The organism is Planococcus sp. S3-L1 (assembly GCF_030063085.1).
Lineage (GTDB): Bacteria > Bacillota > Bacilli > Bacillales_A > Planococcaceae > Planococcus > Planococcus kocurii.
The window spans coordinates 14,117-29,600 of record NZ_JASISN010000016.1; the positions used below are offsets into that span (position 1 = coordinate 14,117).

Sequence of the window (15,484 nt, forward strand, 5' to 3'; positions counted from 1 at the left end):
TTTTTAAAATTGTAAACCATTTTCACGTGCAGCTTCTGCTAATGCTTTTACACGTCCATGATATAAATAACCACCGCGGTCGAAAACAACTGATTTTAAGCCATTTTCAGTAGCGCGTTTTGCGATTGTTTCGCCGACTTTAGTTGCTGCTTCCACGTTGCCAGTAGATTCTACTGAGAAATCTTTCTCCATAGATGATGCACTTGCAAGTGTAACGCCATTCATATCGTCGATCAATTGAGCGTAGATGTATTTATTTGAACGGAATACGTTTAAACGTGGGCGTTGTGCTGTACCCGTAATTTTAGAACGTACGCGAGCATGACGTTTTTTACGAGATGCGTTTTTGTCGAGTTTCGTAATCACTGAGGTCACTCCTTTCAGCCTGCCTAAGCAGCATTATTTACCTGTTTTACCTTCTTTGCGGCGAACGACTTCTCCTTCGTAACGGATCCCTTTGCCTTTATATGGCTCTGGTGGACGTACTTGGCGAATGTTCGAAGCAAGAGCTCCAACACGTTCTTTATCAATACCTTTTACAATAACTTTTGTGTTTGCCGGAACTTCAACTGATACTCCGTTTTCCGGTGTGAATTCAACCGGGTGAGAGTAACCTACGTTAAGAACCAATTTTTCACCTTGTAATTGAGCACGGTAACCAACACCTACTAGTTCTAGTGTGCGTTGGAATCCTTCTGAAACTCCAGTAACCATGTTTGCAAGCAAAGCACGAGTTGTACCGTGGTTTGTGCGGTGATCTTTAGAATCCGAAGGACGTGTCAATGTTAGCACGTTATCTTCAAGAGCGATTGTAATATCTTTGTGGAATTCGCGAGTTAACTCGCCTTTAGGTCCTTTAACAGTTACAGCATTCTTGTCTCCAAGAGTGATTGTAACGTCAGCAGGAACCTCGATTGGTTTTTTACCTACACGTGACATTCTTTTGCACCTCCATTCGTTTGTTGCTTATTACCAAACGTATGCTATGATTTCTCCGCCGATTTGTTTCGCGCGGGCTTCTTTATCAGTTACTAAACCTTGTGATGTTGAGACTAAAGCGATTCCAAGACCGTTTAGTACACGTGGCACCTCATTAGTTTTTGCATAAACACGTAGTCCTGGTTTTGAAATGCGTTTCAATCCAGTAATAACGCGCTCATTGTTAGCTCCGTATTTAAGGAAAATTCGGATCATGCCTTGTTTATCATCTTCAACGTATTCTACGTCACGAACGAAACCTTCACGCTTAAGGATTTCAGCGATGTCTTTTTTCACATTAGAAGCTGGAAGCTCTAATTTCTCGTGACGAACCATGTTTGCGTTACGAATGCGTGTCAGCATATCTGCAATCGGATCTGTCATTGTCATTACTTTTACCTCCTTCCCAAATTAGGGGATTACCAGCTGGCTTTTTTGACGCCAGGAATTTGTCCCACATATGCAAGTTCACGGAAACAAATACGGCAAAGTTTAAATTTGCGTAATACTGAATGCGGACGTCCGCATCGTTCACAGCGTGTGTACTCTTGTACTTTAAACTTTGGCGTGCGTTTTTGTTTTGCGATCATAGATTTTTTAGCCACGTTTACGCCTCCCTCACGTTTACTTTTGGAACGGCATTCCGAATTGTGTTAATAACTCACGAGCTTCTTCATCAGAGTTCGCAGTCGTTACAATTACGATGTCCATACCGCGTACTTTTGAAACTTTATCATAATCGATTTCTGGGAAGATTAACTGTTCTTTCACGCCAAGTGTGTAGTTACCACGGCCGTCGAACGATTTGTTCGATACGCCACGGAAATCACGAACACGTGGAAGTGAGATAGCAATTAATTTGTCCAGGAAGTCATACATACGCTCTCCGCGTAGTGTAACTTTACATCCGATTGGCATACCTTCACGTAGACGGAAGCCAGCGATAGATTTCTTAGCTTTAGTAATAACTGGTTTTTGACCAGTGATCGTTTGTAATTCTTCAACAGCAGAGTCAAGTGACTTAGTGTTTTGAACAGCTTCGCCTACACCCATGTTGATGACGATTTTGTTTACTTCAGGTGCCTGCATTACCGATTTATATTCAAACTTGCTCACTAGAGCAGGAGTGATTTCATTGACATATTTTTCTTTTAGGCGGTTCATGTGTGTACCTCCCTTCATTCAGGAATTTTATTTATCTAATTTTTCGCCGGATTTTTTTGCAACACGAACTTTTTTACCATCTTCAACCTTATATCCTACACGAGTCGGCTCGCCGGATTTAGGGTCAAGTAACATTACGTTAGAAACGTGAATTGCTGCTTCTTGGCTGACAATTCCACCTTGTGGATTTGCCTGGTTCGGTTTTGTATGCTTTTTAATGATGTTTACACCTTCAACAAGCACACGGTCTTTCTTAGGTAAAGCAGTCAAAACAACACCTGTTTTGCCTTTGTCTTTGCCTGAGATTACCTTAACTGTATCGCCTTTTTTAACATGCATTCTGTCGCACCTCCTTGGTATGGCACATTGATTTATTAAAGAACTTCAGGAGCAAGTGATACGATTTTCATGAAGCTGTTATCGCGAAGTTCGCGGGCAACAGGTCCGAAAATACGAGTTCCGCGTGGACCTTTGTCGTCACGGATAATGACACATGCGTTTTCATCAAATTTGATATAAGTACCGTCTTTACGGCGAGCTCCGCTTTTCGTGCGAACGATGACAGCCTTAACGACTTCACCCTTCTTAACAACGCCACCTGGTGTTGCTTTTTTCACGGTACAAACGATTACGTCTCCGATGTTTGCAGTCTTACGACCAGAACCACCAAGTACTTTAATCGTTAGTACTTCACGAGCACCCGAGTTGTCTGCAACTTTTAAACGACTTTCCTGTTGGATCACTTAGGTAACCTCCCTCCGGAATTTCTTAGGTTCCGAAATTATTTAAATTAAATGATAACCGCTTTTTCTACAATTTCCAATACGCGGAAACGTTTTGTAGCTGATAACGGACGAGTTTCCATGATGCGAACTACGTCGCCCATTTTCGCTTCGTTTAGCTCATCATGAGCTTTATATTTCTTAGAGTATTTTACACGTTTGCCATAGAATGCATGCTTCTTTTGAGTTTCAACCATTACTGTAACGGTTTTGTCCATTTTGTCAGACACAACACGGCCTGTGTATACTTTGCGTTGGTTACGCTCAGTCATACTTGCAAACCTCCTCTCGATTTATCAGTTATTGCCACTGAGTACTCTTTCGTGAATCACAGTTTTCATACGGGCAATCGCTTTACGTACTTCGCGGATGCGAGCAGTATTTTCTAATTGACCAGTAGCCAATTGGAAGCGAAGGTTGAAAAGCTCTTCTTTCAGTGATTTCACTTTTTGTTCAATCTCAGCAGTGGTTAGGTCACGGATTTCATTAGCTTTCATTCGATTCACCACCAATTTCTTCGCGTTTTACGAACTTCGTTTTGATTGGAAGTTTGTGAGATGCAAGGCGTAATGCTTCGCGTGCCACTTCTTCAGTTACTCCACCAAGTTCGAACATGATTTTACCAGTTTTGACAACGGCTACCCAGCCTTCAGGTGAACCTTTACCAGATCCCATACGTACCTCTAGAGGCTTTTTCGTATATGGCTTATGAGGGAAAATTTTAATCCAGACTTTACCGCCACGTTTCATGTAACGAGTCATGGAAATACGTGCTGCTTCGATTTGACGGTTAGTGATCCAAGATGATTCTAGTGCTTGGAGACCAAATTCGCCGAATGCAATTTCTTTACCGCCTTTAGCTTCTCCGCGCATCTTGCCTCGGTGCTCTCTACGATATTTAACGCGTTTAGGCATTAACATATTATTTGCCTCCTTCCTCAGATTTCTTCTTAGTTGGAAGGACTTCACCGCGGTAGATCCATACTTTTACGCCAAGCTTACCATAAGTTGTGTCTGCTTCAGCATGCGCATAATCAATGTCAGCGCGGAGCGTATGGAGCGGAACAGTACCTTCACTGTAGTGTTCAGCACGCGCTATGTCAGCGCCGCCTAGACGTCCAGATACTTGAGTTTTGATTCCTTTAGCGCCAGAACGCATAGTGCGTTGGATCGCTTGTTTTTGTGCACGACGGAATGATACTCGGTTTTCCAATTGACGTGCAACACTTTCAGCAACCAATCTTGCATCAAGGTCAGCTCGTTTAATTTCAATGATGTTGATGTGTACACGCTTGCCAGTCATAGAATTAAGTTGTGTGCGAAGTACTTCTACTTCAGATCCACCTTTACCAATTACCATACCTGGTTTCGCAGTATGAATAGTTACGTTAACACGGTTTGCAGCGCGCTCAATTTCGATTTTAGAAACTGAAGCTTCTTTCAAACGTGCTTCAACATATTCACGGATTTTAATATCTTCGTGAAGAAGTGTCGCATAATCTTTCTCAGCGTACCATTTAGACTCCCAATCACGAATGATTCCGATACGCATCCCAATTGGATGTATTTTTTGTCCCACGAATTATCCCTCCTTCTGGTCAGATACCACTAATGTAATGTGGCTTGTGCGTTTATTAATTGCGCTTGCGCGTCCCATTGCACGTGGACGGAAACGTTTAAGTGTTGGTCCTTCGTCAACGAATACTTCGCTGATGACTAGGTCATTCAGGTCCATTTCGTAGTTGTGTTCAGCGTTAGCAGCTGCAGATTTTAATAACTTCTCAACAACAACAGATGCTGCTTTTGGAGTATGGTTCAAAATCGCAACAGCTTCGCCAATTTGCTTGCCTCGGATTAAATCTACTACTAAACGGACTTTACGAGGAGCAATACGTACTGTTCTAGCGACAGCTTTTGCTTGCATAGGGAAATCCTCCTCTCATTTAACGTCTTGTTTTCTTATCGTCTGCACCATGACTAGCGTATTTACGCGTTGGAGCGAATTCGCCTAGTTTATGGCCCACCATGTCTTCAGTCACGTATACAGGGATGTGCTTACGACCATCGTATACTGCGATTGTTTGTCCGATGAATGTCGGGAAAATTGTAGAACGGCGAGACCAAGTTTTGATCACTTGTTTTTTCTCAGAATCCTTTTGTGCTTCAACTTTTTTCATAAGATGATCATCAACAAAAGGTCCTTTTTTCAAGCTGCGGCCCATGTGGGATCCTCCCTTCGTGATCGCACCACGGTTCTTTTAGTGAACCGTAGCGGAATCAAATTATTTTTTACGACGACGCACGATAAATTTATCTGACTTGTTCGTTTTCTTACGTGTCTTGTATCCAAGAGTTGGTTTACCCCAAGGAGACATTGGTGATTTACGTCCGATTGGCGAACGTCCTTCACCACCACCGTGTGGGTGATCGTTAGGGTTCATTACAGATCCACGTACAGTTGGGCGATTGCCCTTCCAGCGGTTACGACCTGCTTTACCAATGTTGATCAATTCGTGTTGCTCATTTCCTACAGCGCCAATAGTTGCACGGCAAGTAGCAAGAATCATGCGAACTTCGCCTGATTGCAAACGAACTGTTACGTATTTTCCTTCTTTACCCAATACTTGAGCTGAAGTTCCTGCTGAACGAACTAATTGTCCGCCGCCGCCTGTTTTCAATTCAATGTTGTGGATTGTAGAACCCATTGGGATGTTTGATAACGGCAAAGCGTTACCTGGTTTGATGTCTGCTTCAATACCTGACATGATTTGAGTTCCAACTTCGACTCCTTTAGGAGCTAGGATGTAACGTTTTTCACCATCAGCATAATGAATCAATGCGATGTTCGCAGAACGGTTAGGATCGTACTCGATTGTAGCAACGCGTCCTGGAATGCCGTCTTTGTTACGCTTGAAATCGATCACACGGTATTGACGTTTATGTCCACCACCGTGATGGCGTACAGTAATTTTACCTTGGTTATTACGGCCGCCTTTGCGCTTTACAGGTTGTAGAAGCGATTTTTCAGGCTTGTTCGTAGTGATTTCAGCGAAATCTGAACTCGTCATGTTACGACGACCGTTAGTGGTAGGTTTGTATTTTCTGATCCCCACGTTATTTCCCTCCTTCTTTAATAGTCCTATAAGAACTTATAGAAAATTAAATTTCGAATAACTCGATGTCTTTAGATTCAGCAGTCAATTTAACAATCGCTTTACGGCGCTTGTTTGTATATCCTGCGTGTTTGCCCATACGTTTGAATTTGCCTTTGTAATTCATGATGTTGACTTTCTCAACCTTCACGCCAAAGATTTCTTGTATAGCTTGTTTAACTTGTGTTTTATTTGCGCGAGTGTCCACTTCAAAAGTGTACTTTTTCTCTGCCATTACTTCAGATGATTGCTCAGTAATGACCGGACGTTTTATTACATCACGTGCTTCCATTAACTAAGCACCTCCTCAATTTTCTCAATCGCTGCTTTTGTCATAACAATTTTGTCATGTCCAAGCAAGTCTAATACGTTAATACCATCTGCTGCTACTACTGTCATACCTTTAAGGTTACGTGCAGATTTTGCAACGTTCTCATCAAGGTCAGCAGTTACGAACAATGCTTTTTTGCCAATTGAAAGATCAGCGATCAACTGGTTAAATGCTTTTGTTTTTGGTGCATCAAATGTTAATCCTTCAAGTACCATCAAGTTTTCTCCTACTACTGTAGATGAAAGTGCAGAGCGTAAAGCTAAGCGACGGACTTTCTTAGGAAGCTTGTAGCTATAGCTACGTGGAGTTGGACCGAATACGATACCGCCTCCGCGCCATTGTGGTGAACGGATCGACCCTTGACGAGCACGTCCAGTTCCTTTTTGACGCCATGGCTTTTTACCACCACCAGCTACTTCAGAACGGTTTTTTACTTTATGGTTACCTTGACGTAGTGAAGCGCGTTGAGACACTACTGCGTCAAATAGTACTGATTCATTTGGCTCGATACCGAATACATAGTCGTTCAATTCGATGTCGCCCACTTGTGAACCTGTTTGATTTAATAAAGCTACTTTAGGCATTCTTGTTTCCTCCTTTCTCTAAAAATATATTATTTCGCTTTAGTTGCCGTTTTAACACGGATCAATGCTTTGCGAGAACCAGGAACATTACCTTTAACAAGAAGCAAGTTACGCTCAAGATCTACTTTCACGATCGAAAGGTTTTGAATCGTAATTGTTGTGCCACCCATTTGACCAGGTAATTTCTTCTGTTTGAATACGCGGTTAGGAGCAACCGGACCCATTGAACCAGGACGACGGTGGTAACGTGAACCGTGTGTCATTGGTCCGCGAGATTGTCCGTGGCGTTTAATAACACCTTGGAAACCTTTACCTTTTGTTGTTCCTGTTACATCTACTACATCGCCTTCTGCGAATACATCTACTTTGACTTCTTGACCAATCTCGTAATCAGCTAAGTTTACATTGCGAAGTTCGCGGATGAAGCGCTTAGGAGCAGTGTTTGCTTTTGCTACGTGTCCTTTAGAAGGTTTGTTTGAAAGCTTATCGCGCTTGTCTTCAAAACCTAATTGGATTGCTTCGTAGCCGTCAACCTCAACTGTTTTCTTTTGAAGCACTACGTTTGGAGAAGCTTCAATAACAGTTACAGGGATTAAATCACCGTTCTCAGCAAAAACTTGCGTCATACCGATTTTTCTACCTAAGATTCCTTTGGTCATGTTGTCACACCTCCTGTGATTATTTGTGTTTTCTATTTCGTTGCCGATTAAAGTTTAATTTCAATGTCAACGCCTGACGGTAAATCAAGTTTCATTAACGCATCAACAGTTTGTGGTGTTGGGTTAACGATATCGATTAGACGTTTGTGTGTGCGCATTTCAAATTGCTCACGAGCATCTTTGTATTTATGAACAGCACGCAAGATTGTGTAAACCGATCTTTCAGTTGGCAACGGTATCGGACCCGATACACTTGCACCTGAACGTTTTGCAGTTTCAACAATTTTCTCAGCAGACTGATCAAGAATTCTATGATCATACGCTTTTAAACGGATACGAATTTTTTGTTTTGCCATTATTTTCCCTCCTTTTCGCCTATTTTTGATAGACATTCTCCACGAAAATTTTCCAATCACTCGCCATGGCAAAGCGGCCGGGTGTATCGGTAACCTCTCGCTTCATCGCAGTCAAAAGACCAACATTAGATATTATACAGAATAAAAAAGAATTCCGCAAGTGTTTCCACGAAATTCTTTTTAATTCGCTTTTATTAGTATAACAGGATATTTCAGAACTTCAAGCGAGATGAAAATAGTCCGAACATTTCAAGCCTAGCTCAAGAACATCGCTGCAACCCAACCGAATATCACCAACGGAATATTGTAGTGAAGGAAGGTTGGCACGCACGTATCCCAGATGTGATTGTGCTGTCCGTCAACGTTCAGTCCGGCAGTTGGTCCAAGTGTTGAGTCAGAAGCTGGTGAACCGGCGTCACCGAGTGCTCCTGCAGTTCCGATCAATGCAATAATGGCCATGGTGGAAAATCCGAACTCCAGACTCAGTGGCACAAAAATAGCAGCAATGATTGGGATTGTGGCAAACGATGAACCAATGCCCATCGTCACAAACAATCCAACGATCAGCATCGCTAGTGCCGCGATTGCTTTATTGCCTGCGAAAAGATCTGATACGCTGGCAACTAACGGCTCGATAGCTCCTGTTGCTTGGATCACAGCCGCAAAACCGTTCGCTGTGATCATCACAAAACCGATGAACGCCATCATTTGCATGCCTTCTGTTAAGACTGCGTCAGCCTCGCGCCACTTCATCGCGCCAAAAACGTACAGCACCAAGATACCAGCTAGTGCTCCAATGATCATGGAATCTGTTTGGACTTGCCCGTACAACGCTGCAACCAACGCAACAATTGTCACCAACACATCTTTAGTTGACGCTTTCTTTTTCACAGTTTCTTCTATAGAAGAAACATTTGTATGGTAATCACGCGGCTTACGATAAGAAAAGAACACCGCAATGATCAAGCCGACTAGTAAGCCGGAAACTGGAATCGCCATTGCTTTTGGAATATCCGCCATGTCGATCGACAATCCAGCCAATTCCATTTGCGTAAAAACAATTTCGTGGAAGATCAATCCAAAGCCATACGGCAATAAAATATATGGAGCTGTCAAACCAAACGTCAACACTGCCGCGATCAACCGGCGATCAATTCGTAGTTCGTTTAAAATATGCAAAATCGGTGGAACTAGTAAAGGAATAAAAGCGATATGGATTGGAATGGCATTCTGCGATAAAATTGCCATCGTCAGTAACGCGATAATAATTAGAGCCTTTGCTAAATTTTGTCTTGTTGCTTTCCCATCTTTGTTCACTAACTTCAGCACTCCGGAGACCAGTAACTCTGGAATCCCTGTACGCGATATAGCTACGGCAAATCCACCCAGCATAGCATAGCTCAATGCAATGGTCGCTCCCGCCCCTAAACCGTCTGTAAACGATGTGATTGTATCAGTAAGTGACAACCCGCCACTCAATCCTCCTGCTAACGCGCCGATCAATAAGGCAAAAACGACATTCACACGCAATAAGCTCAATATGAGCATGACCAAGACAGCGATAATAACTGCATTCATATAATAAACTCTCCTTTAGTTTGCTAAAGCGTTAAAGTACATATTTAAAATTAACAAAATAAAAAATAGTTGTCAACAGACGATTACTCTTTTATTTTAAAACGAAAAAAAGACCTTTCACGGTTACGTAAAAGGTCTCTCGAAATATTAAGCACGTTGTTTTTCTTCATAAGCCGCAATATACGAATCATACTGGAAGGTTAACGCAATTTCATCCCAGCCTTTTAAGAGCATTTCTTTCCAATAAGGATCAATTTCAAATTCATAACGCGTACCGTCTTGTCCGGTAACAGATTGGTCTTCTAAGTTGATTTCTAACTTAAAATCTTGTTGTTGACCTTTACTAATCAACTCATCTACTTCTTGGTCTTTCAAGCGAATTGGCAAAATGCCGTTTTTAACGCAGTTGTTATAGAAGATGTCTGCATAGCTAGGTGCAATGACTACACGGAATCCGTAATCTAAAATTGCCCACGGAGCATGTTCACGAGAAGAACCGCAGCCGAAATTTTCTTGTGCGACTAGAATTTCGGAGTTTTCGAATCGAGGGTCATTCAAAACAAAGTCTTCTATTGGTGTACCATCTGCATGAAAACGCCAATGATAAAACAAATATTTGCCGAATCCCGTTCGTTCAATACGCTTTAGAAATTCTTTTGAAATGATTTGGTCCGTATCGACGTTTTTTCGTTCTAGTGGCGTCAGTATGCTTGAAATTTTATTTATCGGTTTCATCGAAGGGTCTCCTCACTTTCATTTGTCATACAGACGCTACAGGCTCTTCCATGTAGTTACGGACATCTGTTAAATGACCTTCAATCGCAGCCGCTGCTGCCATGACAGGACTTACTAGGTGCGTCATCGAGCCCGCTCCTTGTCGACCTTCGAAGTTTCGGTTAGAAGTAGATGCACAGCGTTCACCTGCAGGTACCGAGTCTTCGTTCATCGCTAAGCACATGCTGCAACCTGTCTCACGCCATTCAAAGCCCGCTTTGAGAAACACTTGATCTAAGCCTTCTTGTTCAGCTGCGCGTTTAACCGTTTCAGATCCAGGAACGACAATTGCCGTCACGGACGGGTGCACTTGCTTCCCTCTAATGATTCTACTTGCCGCACGTAAATCGCCTAGACGTGCATTGGTACAAGAACCGATAAATACATGTTGGATCGCAATTGAAGAAAGCGACATTCCTTCTTCTAAGTGCATATAAGCTAAAGCTTGTTTTAATGCATCTTTATCTGACTGTTTCTCGTAATCTGCAGCAGACGGAACGCGTTCAGCAATACCTGAACCCATTGATGGATTCGTTCCCCACGTAACGAATGGAGAGATTTCATCTGCATGAATCGAAAAGGTCGCATCATACTCTGCACCTTCTTCTGTTGCAAGAGCTAGCCAACGATCCGCTTCTTGTTCAAACGCGTCTCCTTCAGGGACATGTCTACGTCCTCTCAAATACTCGATTGTTGTTTGATCTGGGCTAATCAAACCTGCACGTGCACCAGCTTCAATGGACATATTGCAAATGGTCATACGCTCTTCCATCGTTAAGTTACGAACTGCTTCGCCCGTATACTCCATAACATATCCGGTTCCCATATCGATACCAAATTTCGAAATAATCGCAAGGATAACATCTTTAGCAGTAACACCAAAGCCTAACTTGCCATCAATTCGAACTTCCATCGTTTTGGGCTTTGATTGCCATAGTGTTTGAGTAGAAAGTACGTGCTCTACTTCACTTGTGCCAATACCAAATGCCAATGCGCCAAAAGCGCCGTGTGTTGAAGTATGACTATCCCCACAAACAATCGTTTTACCAGGTTGCGTCAATCCAAGTTCCGGTCCAATAACGTGCACAATTCCTTGGTCGGGATGATTAATACCCGCAAGCGGCACACCAAATTCATCGCAATTGTCTTGTAAGGTTTTGATTTGCTTACGCGAGACGGGATCTGTGATGGTATCTCGGTTTCTTGTTGGGACATTATGATCCATAGTCGCAAAACACAAATCCGGTCGACGGACTTTACGCCCGTCTAACCGAAGTCCTTCAAATGCTTGCGGAGAAGTCACCTCATGCAGTAAGTGAAGATCAATATACAGCAGGTCCGGCTTTCCTTGTTCTTCGAAGACAATATGTTGTTCCCAAATTTTTTCTATGATGGTTTGTGCCATGCCAACCGCTCCTTTTACTTACACATAAGAATACATGATATGTTCTGATACAAATTCTCGTTCTAGTTCTTCTATCACTTTCGTTACATATTGTTCTGTTGAAACCACACGCTTCCCACTACCAGCTAAGTCTCCTGTGCAGTAACCATCTTCCAAAACGCTCATTACCGCTTGTTCAACGACTGCCGCTTCTGTGTGGAGACCAAATGAATGCTTCAACATCATTGCAACCGACAAAATAGCAGCAGATGGGTTGGCTTTGTTTTGCCCCGCGATATCAGGCGCCGAACCATGTACGGGCTCGTAAAGACCGAAGCCGTCTGAACGGATGCTAGCAGATGGCAGCATGCCAAGTGACCCAGTAATAACGGATGCTTCGTCACTCAAGATATCTCCAAACATATTCTCAGTTACGACAACGTCGAAAGTGCGTGGATTCGTGATCAGCTTCATCGCTGCCGAATCAACTAGCATATGTTCTACTTCAATATCTGGATAGGCTGCTTTACGTTCTTCTACAACTTCACGCCATAGCTTACTCGTTTCCAATACATTGGCTTTATCAACCGACGTTACTTTGCCTCTTCGCGTACGAGCGATTTCAAACGCCTGGTTCACAATGCGCTCAATTTCTTCTCTCGTGTAAACCAATGTATCGACAGCCGATTTTTCAGAGCGACGTTTTGGTTCACCGAAATACAAGCCACTCGTCAATTCACGAACAATTACCATATCAACGTCTTTCGCTACTTCTTCTTTTAACGGGGAAGATGCTAGCAATGCCGGGATTGCTTTAACTGGACGAATATTTGCAAACAAATCGAAATGCTTCCGGATGTTCAAAAGCCCTTTTTCAGGACGCAAATGAGCGGGGTTGTTATCCCATTTCGTTCCTCCAACCGCACCGAGGAGAATCGCGTCACTCGCATCACAAACATCGATGGTTTGCTGAGGTAGCGGGTTATCAAATTGATCAACCGCCGCGCCTCCGATTACCGCGTGCTTTAAATGAAAAGTATGTCCATAACGCATTGCGATGGATTGCAACACCTTTACCGCTGCATCTGTCACTTCCGGTCCAATTCCGTCCCCTGGCAATACCGCTATTGTTTTTTTCATTTTAAATTCCTCCTCGTTTGAATTGTTCTTCTATACCGCTGACATCCTAACTTTCTTTCCTACTTGAACAATTTGACGATTAACTGCATTCAAATAGGCTTTTGCCGTCGCTTCCAAAACGTCCTGTGCAACGTCGCGCCCCGTTACCGTCTCACCGTTATAACTCATATTGATAACCGCTTCGCCTAATGCGTCACGCCCTTTACCAATAGAAGTCACACGGTAATCTAAAATGTGAACTTTGCCTTCCACAATCCGCTCCAATGTATTAAAAATCGCTTCAACAGATCCTGCTCCAGTAGCTGCTTCACTAATTAGCTCACCACTCGGGTGATAGGCAGAAGCAGTAGCCGTCGGAATGTTCGCCGTACCGTACTGTACTTGGACACTTTCCAACTTATAGACTGGCGTTTCATCATCGTGAATTTGCTGATCTGTTAGTAATACATAAAGATCGTCTTCCACAATTTCTTTTTTACGGTCAGCCAGCTTCTTAAACTCAATAAATGCGTTGTTCAACTTTTCTTCAGATAAGTCAAAGCCCATTTTGATAGCACGGTCTTTAAAGGCGTGACGCCCAGAATGTTTACCTAGTACCAATTCTGTTGCTACATCACCAATCAATTCCGGAGTAATGATTTCATAAGTCAACGGATTCTTCAGCATACCATCTTGGTGAATTCCCGATTCGTGGGCAAAAGCATTTTTACCGACGACCGCTTTATTCGGTTGAATCAAGCTACCTGTCAATTGACTCACCAATTGGCTAGTGCGCTTAATTTCGTTCAATTTAATACCCGTCTCGATGTTGAACATTTGTTTGCGAATGTGCAAAGCAACTGCAATTTCTTCTAGTGCAACGTTACCAGCGCGTTCTCCGATACCATTTATGGTTCCTTCGATTTGTGTCGCACCATTCTCGATTGCGGCTAGTGTATTAGCAGTTGCCATCCCCAAGTCGTTATGGCAATGTGCAGACAGTTTCACTTTTTCAATTCCCGCTACGTTGTCCGTCATGTATTTGAACATCGCACCGTACTCATGAGGTGTTGCATAACCAACTGTATCCGGAAGGTTAATAGTTGTGGCTCCCGCTTCAATTACTTTACGGATAATATGCGCCAGAAATTCCGGATCTGAACGAGAAGCATCTTCCGCTGACCACTGAACTAGCGGAAAGAACTTACGCGCGTATTTCACGGATTCTACAGCAAGTTCAACCACTTGCTCAGGTGTTTTAAATAACTTTGTTTCCATATGAATAGGCGAGGTAGCTAAAAAGATATGAATATGCGGCTGTTCCGCTCCTTTTAACGCATCCCACGTGCGGTCAATATCACTTTGTATCGAACGGGCCAAACCCGTCACAATTGAATTCTTTACCGTGCCTGCAATTCGCTGCACAGCATCAAAGTCTCCTGGAGATGAAGCTGGAAACCCTGATTCGATAATCGTCACTCCCAGACGTTCAAGTTGACGGGCGATTTCGATTTTTTCTGCTGTATTCAAGTTGATCCCGGCTGACTGTTCTCCGTCTCGTAATGTCGTATCGAAAATATCAATTTGTGACATTGGCGACCACCTCTTTTTGTTTAGTTTTTTTACCTTCATTGACAAATGGCATCATGGCACGTAATTCACGTCCAACTTGCTCGATTTGATGCGATTCTTCTGCTTTTTCAATTGCCGTAAATTCTGGACGGTTTAGTTGATTTTCAAGCAACCACCCTTTTGCGAATTTCCCTGTTTGGATATCTGTCAGAACATCTTTCATACGCGCTTTTGTATCTGCATCGACAATACGTGGTCCTGATACAAAATCTCCCCACTGCGCAGTATCTGAAATTGAGTAACGCATTCCAGACAAGCCACCTTCATACATTAGGTCAACGATCAATTTCAATTCGTGCATGCATTCGAAATACGCAAGTTCCGGTTGGTATCCAGCTTCAACAAGTGTTTCAAATCCAGCTTTTACTAGAGACGTTACACCGCCGCAAAGAACAGCCTGTTCTCCGAATAGATCCGTTTCCGTTTCTTCTTTAAATGTTGTTTCTAAAACACCTGCACGCGTAGCTCCGATTCCTTTTGCATAAGCAAGCGCCACTTCTTTAGCTTGACCTGACACATCTTGGTGAATCGCAATTAACCCTGGTACACCAGCACCCGCTTCGTATGTACGACGCACAAGATGTCCCGGTCCTTTAGGAGCTACTAGGAATACATCTACATCTGTAGGTGCAACAATTTGGTTAAAGTGAACATTGAAGCCATGAGCAAAAACAAGTGACTTGCCTGCTTTTAGTGAAGGCTTAATGTCTGCATTGTAGATTTGTGTTTGTTTTTCATCTGGTACTAAGACCATGATCACGTCTGCCGCGTCTGCCGCGTCTTTTACTGCCATTACTTTCATGCCGTCATTTTCTGCTTGCTCGAATGATTTACCAGGACGCACGCCAACTACTACGTCAAAACCAGATTCTTTTAAGTTTTGTGCGTGTGCGTGACCTTGTGAACCATAGCCAATTACCGCGATTGTCTTGCCTTTAAGTACCTGTTCGTTTACGTCTTGGTTATAATACATTTTTGCCATTTTTAATTT

24 protein-coding genes are annotated in these 15,484 nt (G+C 42.9%); all 24 read right to left on the bottom strand.

Translation table 11 applies throughout. The features are described from left to right. Positions 1-3: 3 nt before the first annotated feature. A complete protein-coding gene (rplR, locus tag QMF37_RS13625; protein ID WP_058386719.1) occupies positions 4-366 on the bottom strand; it encodes a 50S ribosomal protein L18 in 363 nt (120 codons plus the stop codon). A 33-nt stretch (positions 367-399) separates the two neighbouring features. Beyond that, on the bottom strand, positions 400-939 hold the full coding sequence (gene rplF / locus QMF37_RS13630; RefSeq protein ID WP_071154688.1) for a 50S ribosomal protein L6: 540 nt from the start codon (positions 937-939) through the stop codon (positions 400-402). A gap of 30 nt (positions 940-969) precedes the next feature. Next, positions 970-1,368 (bottom strand): 30S ribosomal protein S8, encoded by a 399-nt coding sequence (gene rpsH / locus QMF37_RS13635; protein ID WP_006828942.1) that lies wholly within the window; start codon positions 1,366-1,368, stop codon positions 970-972. Between the two features lie 29 nt (positions 1,369-1,397). After that, a complete protein-coding gene (gene rpsN / locus QMF37_RS13640) occupies positions 1,398-1,583 on the bottom strand; it encodes a 30S ribosomal protein S14 (RefSeq protein WP_006828941.1) in 186 nt (61 codons plus the stop codon). A 19-nt stretch (positions 1,584-1,602) separates the two neighbouring features. Next, on the bottom strand, positions 1,603-2,142 hold the full coding sequence (gene rplE, locus QMF37_RS13645) for a 50S ribosomal protein L5 (protein WP_006828940.1): 540 nt from the start codon (positions 2,140-2,142) through the stop codon (positions 1,603-1,605). A 27-nt stretch (positions 2,143-2,169) separates the two neighbouring features. Beyond that, a complete protein-coding gene (rplX, locus tag QMF37_RS13650) occupies positions 2,170-2,481 on the bottom strand; it encodes a 50S ribosomal protein L24 (RefSeq protein WP_058386721.1) in 312 nt (103 codons plus the stop codon). A gap of 35 nt (positions 2,482-2,516) precedes the next feature. Continuing rightward, positions 2,517-2,885 carry a 50S ribosomal protein L14 gene (rplN, locus tag QMF37_RS13655; protein WP_006828938.1) on the bottom strand — a complete coding sequence of 123 codons (369 nt, stop codon included), beginning with the start codon at positions 2,883-2,885 and terminating at the stop codon, positions 2,517-2,519. Positions 2,886-2,932: 47 nt separating this feature from the next. Then, the gene (gene rpsQ / locus QMF37_RS13660) at positions 2,933-3,196 is read right to left on the bottom strand and encodes a 30S ribosomal protein S17 (protein WP_008432511.1); all 264 of its coding nucleotides are present in this window, start codon (positions 3,194-3,196) and stop codon (positions 2,933-2,935) included. A gap of 24 nt (positions 3,197-3,220) precedes the next feature. Further along, entirely contained in the window at positions 3,221-3,421 is a 201-nt protein-coding gene (gene rpmC, locus QMF37_RS13665; RefSeq protein WP_006828936.1) for a 50S ribosomal protein L29, read from the bottom strand. Continuing rightward, the gene (gene rplP / locus QMF37_RS13670) at positions 3,411-3,845 is read right to left on the bottom strand and encodes a 50S ribosomal protein L16 (RefSeq protein ID WP_006828935.1); all 435 of its coding nucleotides are present in this window, start codon (positions 3,843-3,845) and stop codon (positions 3,411-3,413) included. The genes rpmC and rplP overlap by 11 nt, the downstream gene beginning before the upstream one ends. Before the next feature lies 1 nt (position 3,846). Continuing rightward, a complete protein-coding gene (gene rpsC, locus QMF37_RS13675) occupies positions 3,847-4,503 on the bottom strand; it encodes a 30S ribosomal protein S3 (RefSeq protein WP_008497438.1) in 657 nt (218 codons plus the stop codon). 3 nt (positions 4,504-4,506) lie between these two features. Next, entirely contained in the window at positions 4,507-4,848 is a 342-nt protein-coding gene (gene rplV / locus QMF37_RS13680) for a 50S ribosomal protein L22 (protein ID WP_008432509.1), read from the bottom strand. A gap of 19 nt (positions 4,849-4,867) precedes the next feature. Beyond that, positions 4,868-5,146 carry a 30S ribosomal protein S19 gene (gene rpsS / locus QMF37_RS13685; RefSeq protein WP_006828932.1) on the bottom strand — a complete coding sequence of 93 codons (279 nt, stop codon included), beginning with the start codon at positions 5,144-5,146 and terminating at the stop codon, positions 4,868-4,870. Positions 5,147-5,206: 60 nt separating this feature from the next. After that, entirely contained in the window at positions 5,207-6,037 is an 831-nt protein-coding gene (gene rplB / locus QMF37_RS13690; RefSeq protein ID WP_058386722.1) for a 50S ribosomal protein L2, read from the bottom strand. Positions 6,038-6,083: 46 nt separating this feature from the next. Further along, positions 6,084-6,368: a 50S ribosomal protein L23 gene (rplW, locus tag QMF37_RS13695; RefSeq protein WP_058386723.1), complete on the bottom strand. Its 285-nt coding sequence runs from the start codon at positions 6,366-6,368 to the stop codon at positions 6,084-6,086. After that, positions 6,368-6,991 carry a 50S ribosomal protein L4 gene (gene rplD / locus QMF37_RS13700; RefSeq protein ID WP_058386724.1) on the bottom strand — a complete coding sequence of 208 codons (624 nt, stop codon included), beginning with the start codon at positions 6,989-6,991 and terminating at the stop codon, positions 6,368-6,370. The genes rplW and rplD overlap by 1 nt, the downstream gene beginning before the upstream one ends. A 29-nt stretch (positions 6,992-7,020) precedes the next feature. Further along, positions 7,021-7,650: a 50S ribosomal protein L3 gene (gene rplC, locus QMF37_RS13705; protein ID WP_058386725.1), complete on the bottom strand. Its 630-nt coding sequence runs from the start codon at positions 7,648-7,650 to the stop codon at positions 7,021-7,023. Positions 7,651-7,697: 47 nt separating this feature from the next. Further along, positions 7,698-8,006: a 30S ribosomal protein S10 gene (rpsJ, locus tag QMF37_RS13710; protein WP_006828927.1), complete on the bottom strand. Its 309-nt coding sequence runs from the start codon at positions 8,004-8,006 to the stop codon at positions 7,698-7,700. A gap of 255 nt (positions 8,007-8,261) precedes the next feature. Beyond that, positions 8,262-9,584 carry a Na+/H+ antiporter family protein gene (locus QMF37_RS13715; protein ID WP_078080022.1) on the bottom strand — a complete coding sequence of 441 codons (1,323 nt, stop codon included), beginning with the start codon at positions 9,582-9,584 and terminating at the stop codon, positions 8,262-8,264. A 147-nt stretch (positions 9,585-9,731) separates the two neighbouring features. After that, positions 9,732-10,319 carry a 3-isopropylmalate dehydratase small subunit gene (leuD, locus tag QMF37_RS13720; RefSeq protein WP_078080020.1) on the bottom strand — a complete coding sequence of 196 codons (588 nt, stop codon included), beginning with the start codon at positions 10,317-10,319 and terminating at the stop codon, positions 9,732-9,734. A 25-nt stretch (positions 10,320-10,344) separates the two neighbouring features. Continuing rightward, positions 10,345-11,763: a 3-isopropylmalate dehydratase large subunit gene (gene leuC / locus QMF37_RS13725; protein ID WP_283478579.1), complete on the bottom strand. Its 1,419-nt coding sequence runs from the start codon at positions 11,761-11,763 to the stop codon at positions 10,345-10,347. Between the two features lie 18 nt (positions 11,764-11,781). Beyond that, the gene (gene leuB, locus QMF37_RS13730; RefSeq protein ID WP_283478580.1) at positions 11,782-12,882 is read right to left on the bottom strand and encodes a 3-isopropylmalate dehydrogenase; all 1,101 of its coding nucleotides are present in this window, start codon (positions 12,880-12,882) and stop codon (positions 11,782-11,784) included. A 30-nt stretch (positions 12,883-12,912) separates the two neighbouring features. Next, on the bottom strand, positions 12,913-14,454 hold the full coding sequence (locus QMF37_RS13735) for a 2-isopropylmalate synthase (protein ID WP_078080014.1): 1,542 nt from the start codon (positions 14,452-14,454) through the stop codon (positions 12,913-12,915). Next, on the bottom strand, positions 14,441-15,475 hold the full coding sequence (ilvC, locus tag QMF37_RS13740; protein ID WP_058386731.1) for a ketol-acid reductoisomerase: 1,035 nt from the start codon (positions 15,473-15,475) through the stop codon (positions 14,441-14,443). The genes QMF37_RS13735 and ilvC overlap by 14 nt, the downstream gene beginning before the upstream one ends. Positions 15,476-15,484 lie beyond the last annotated feature (9 nt).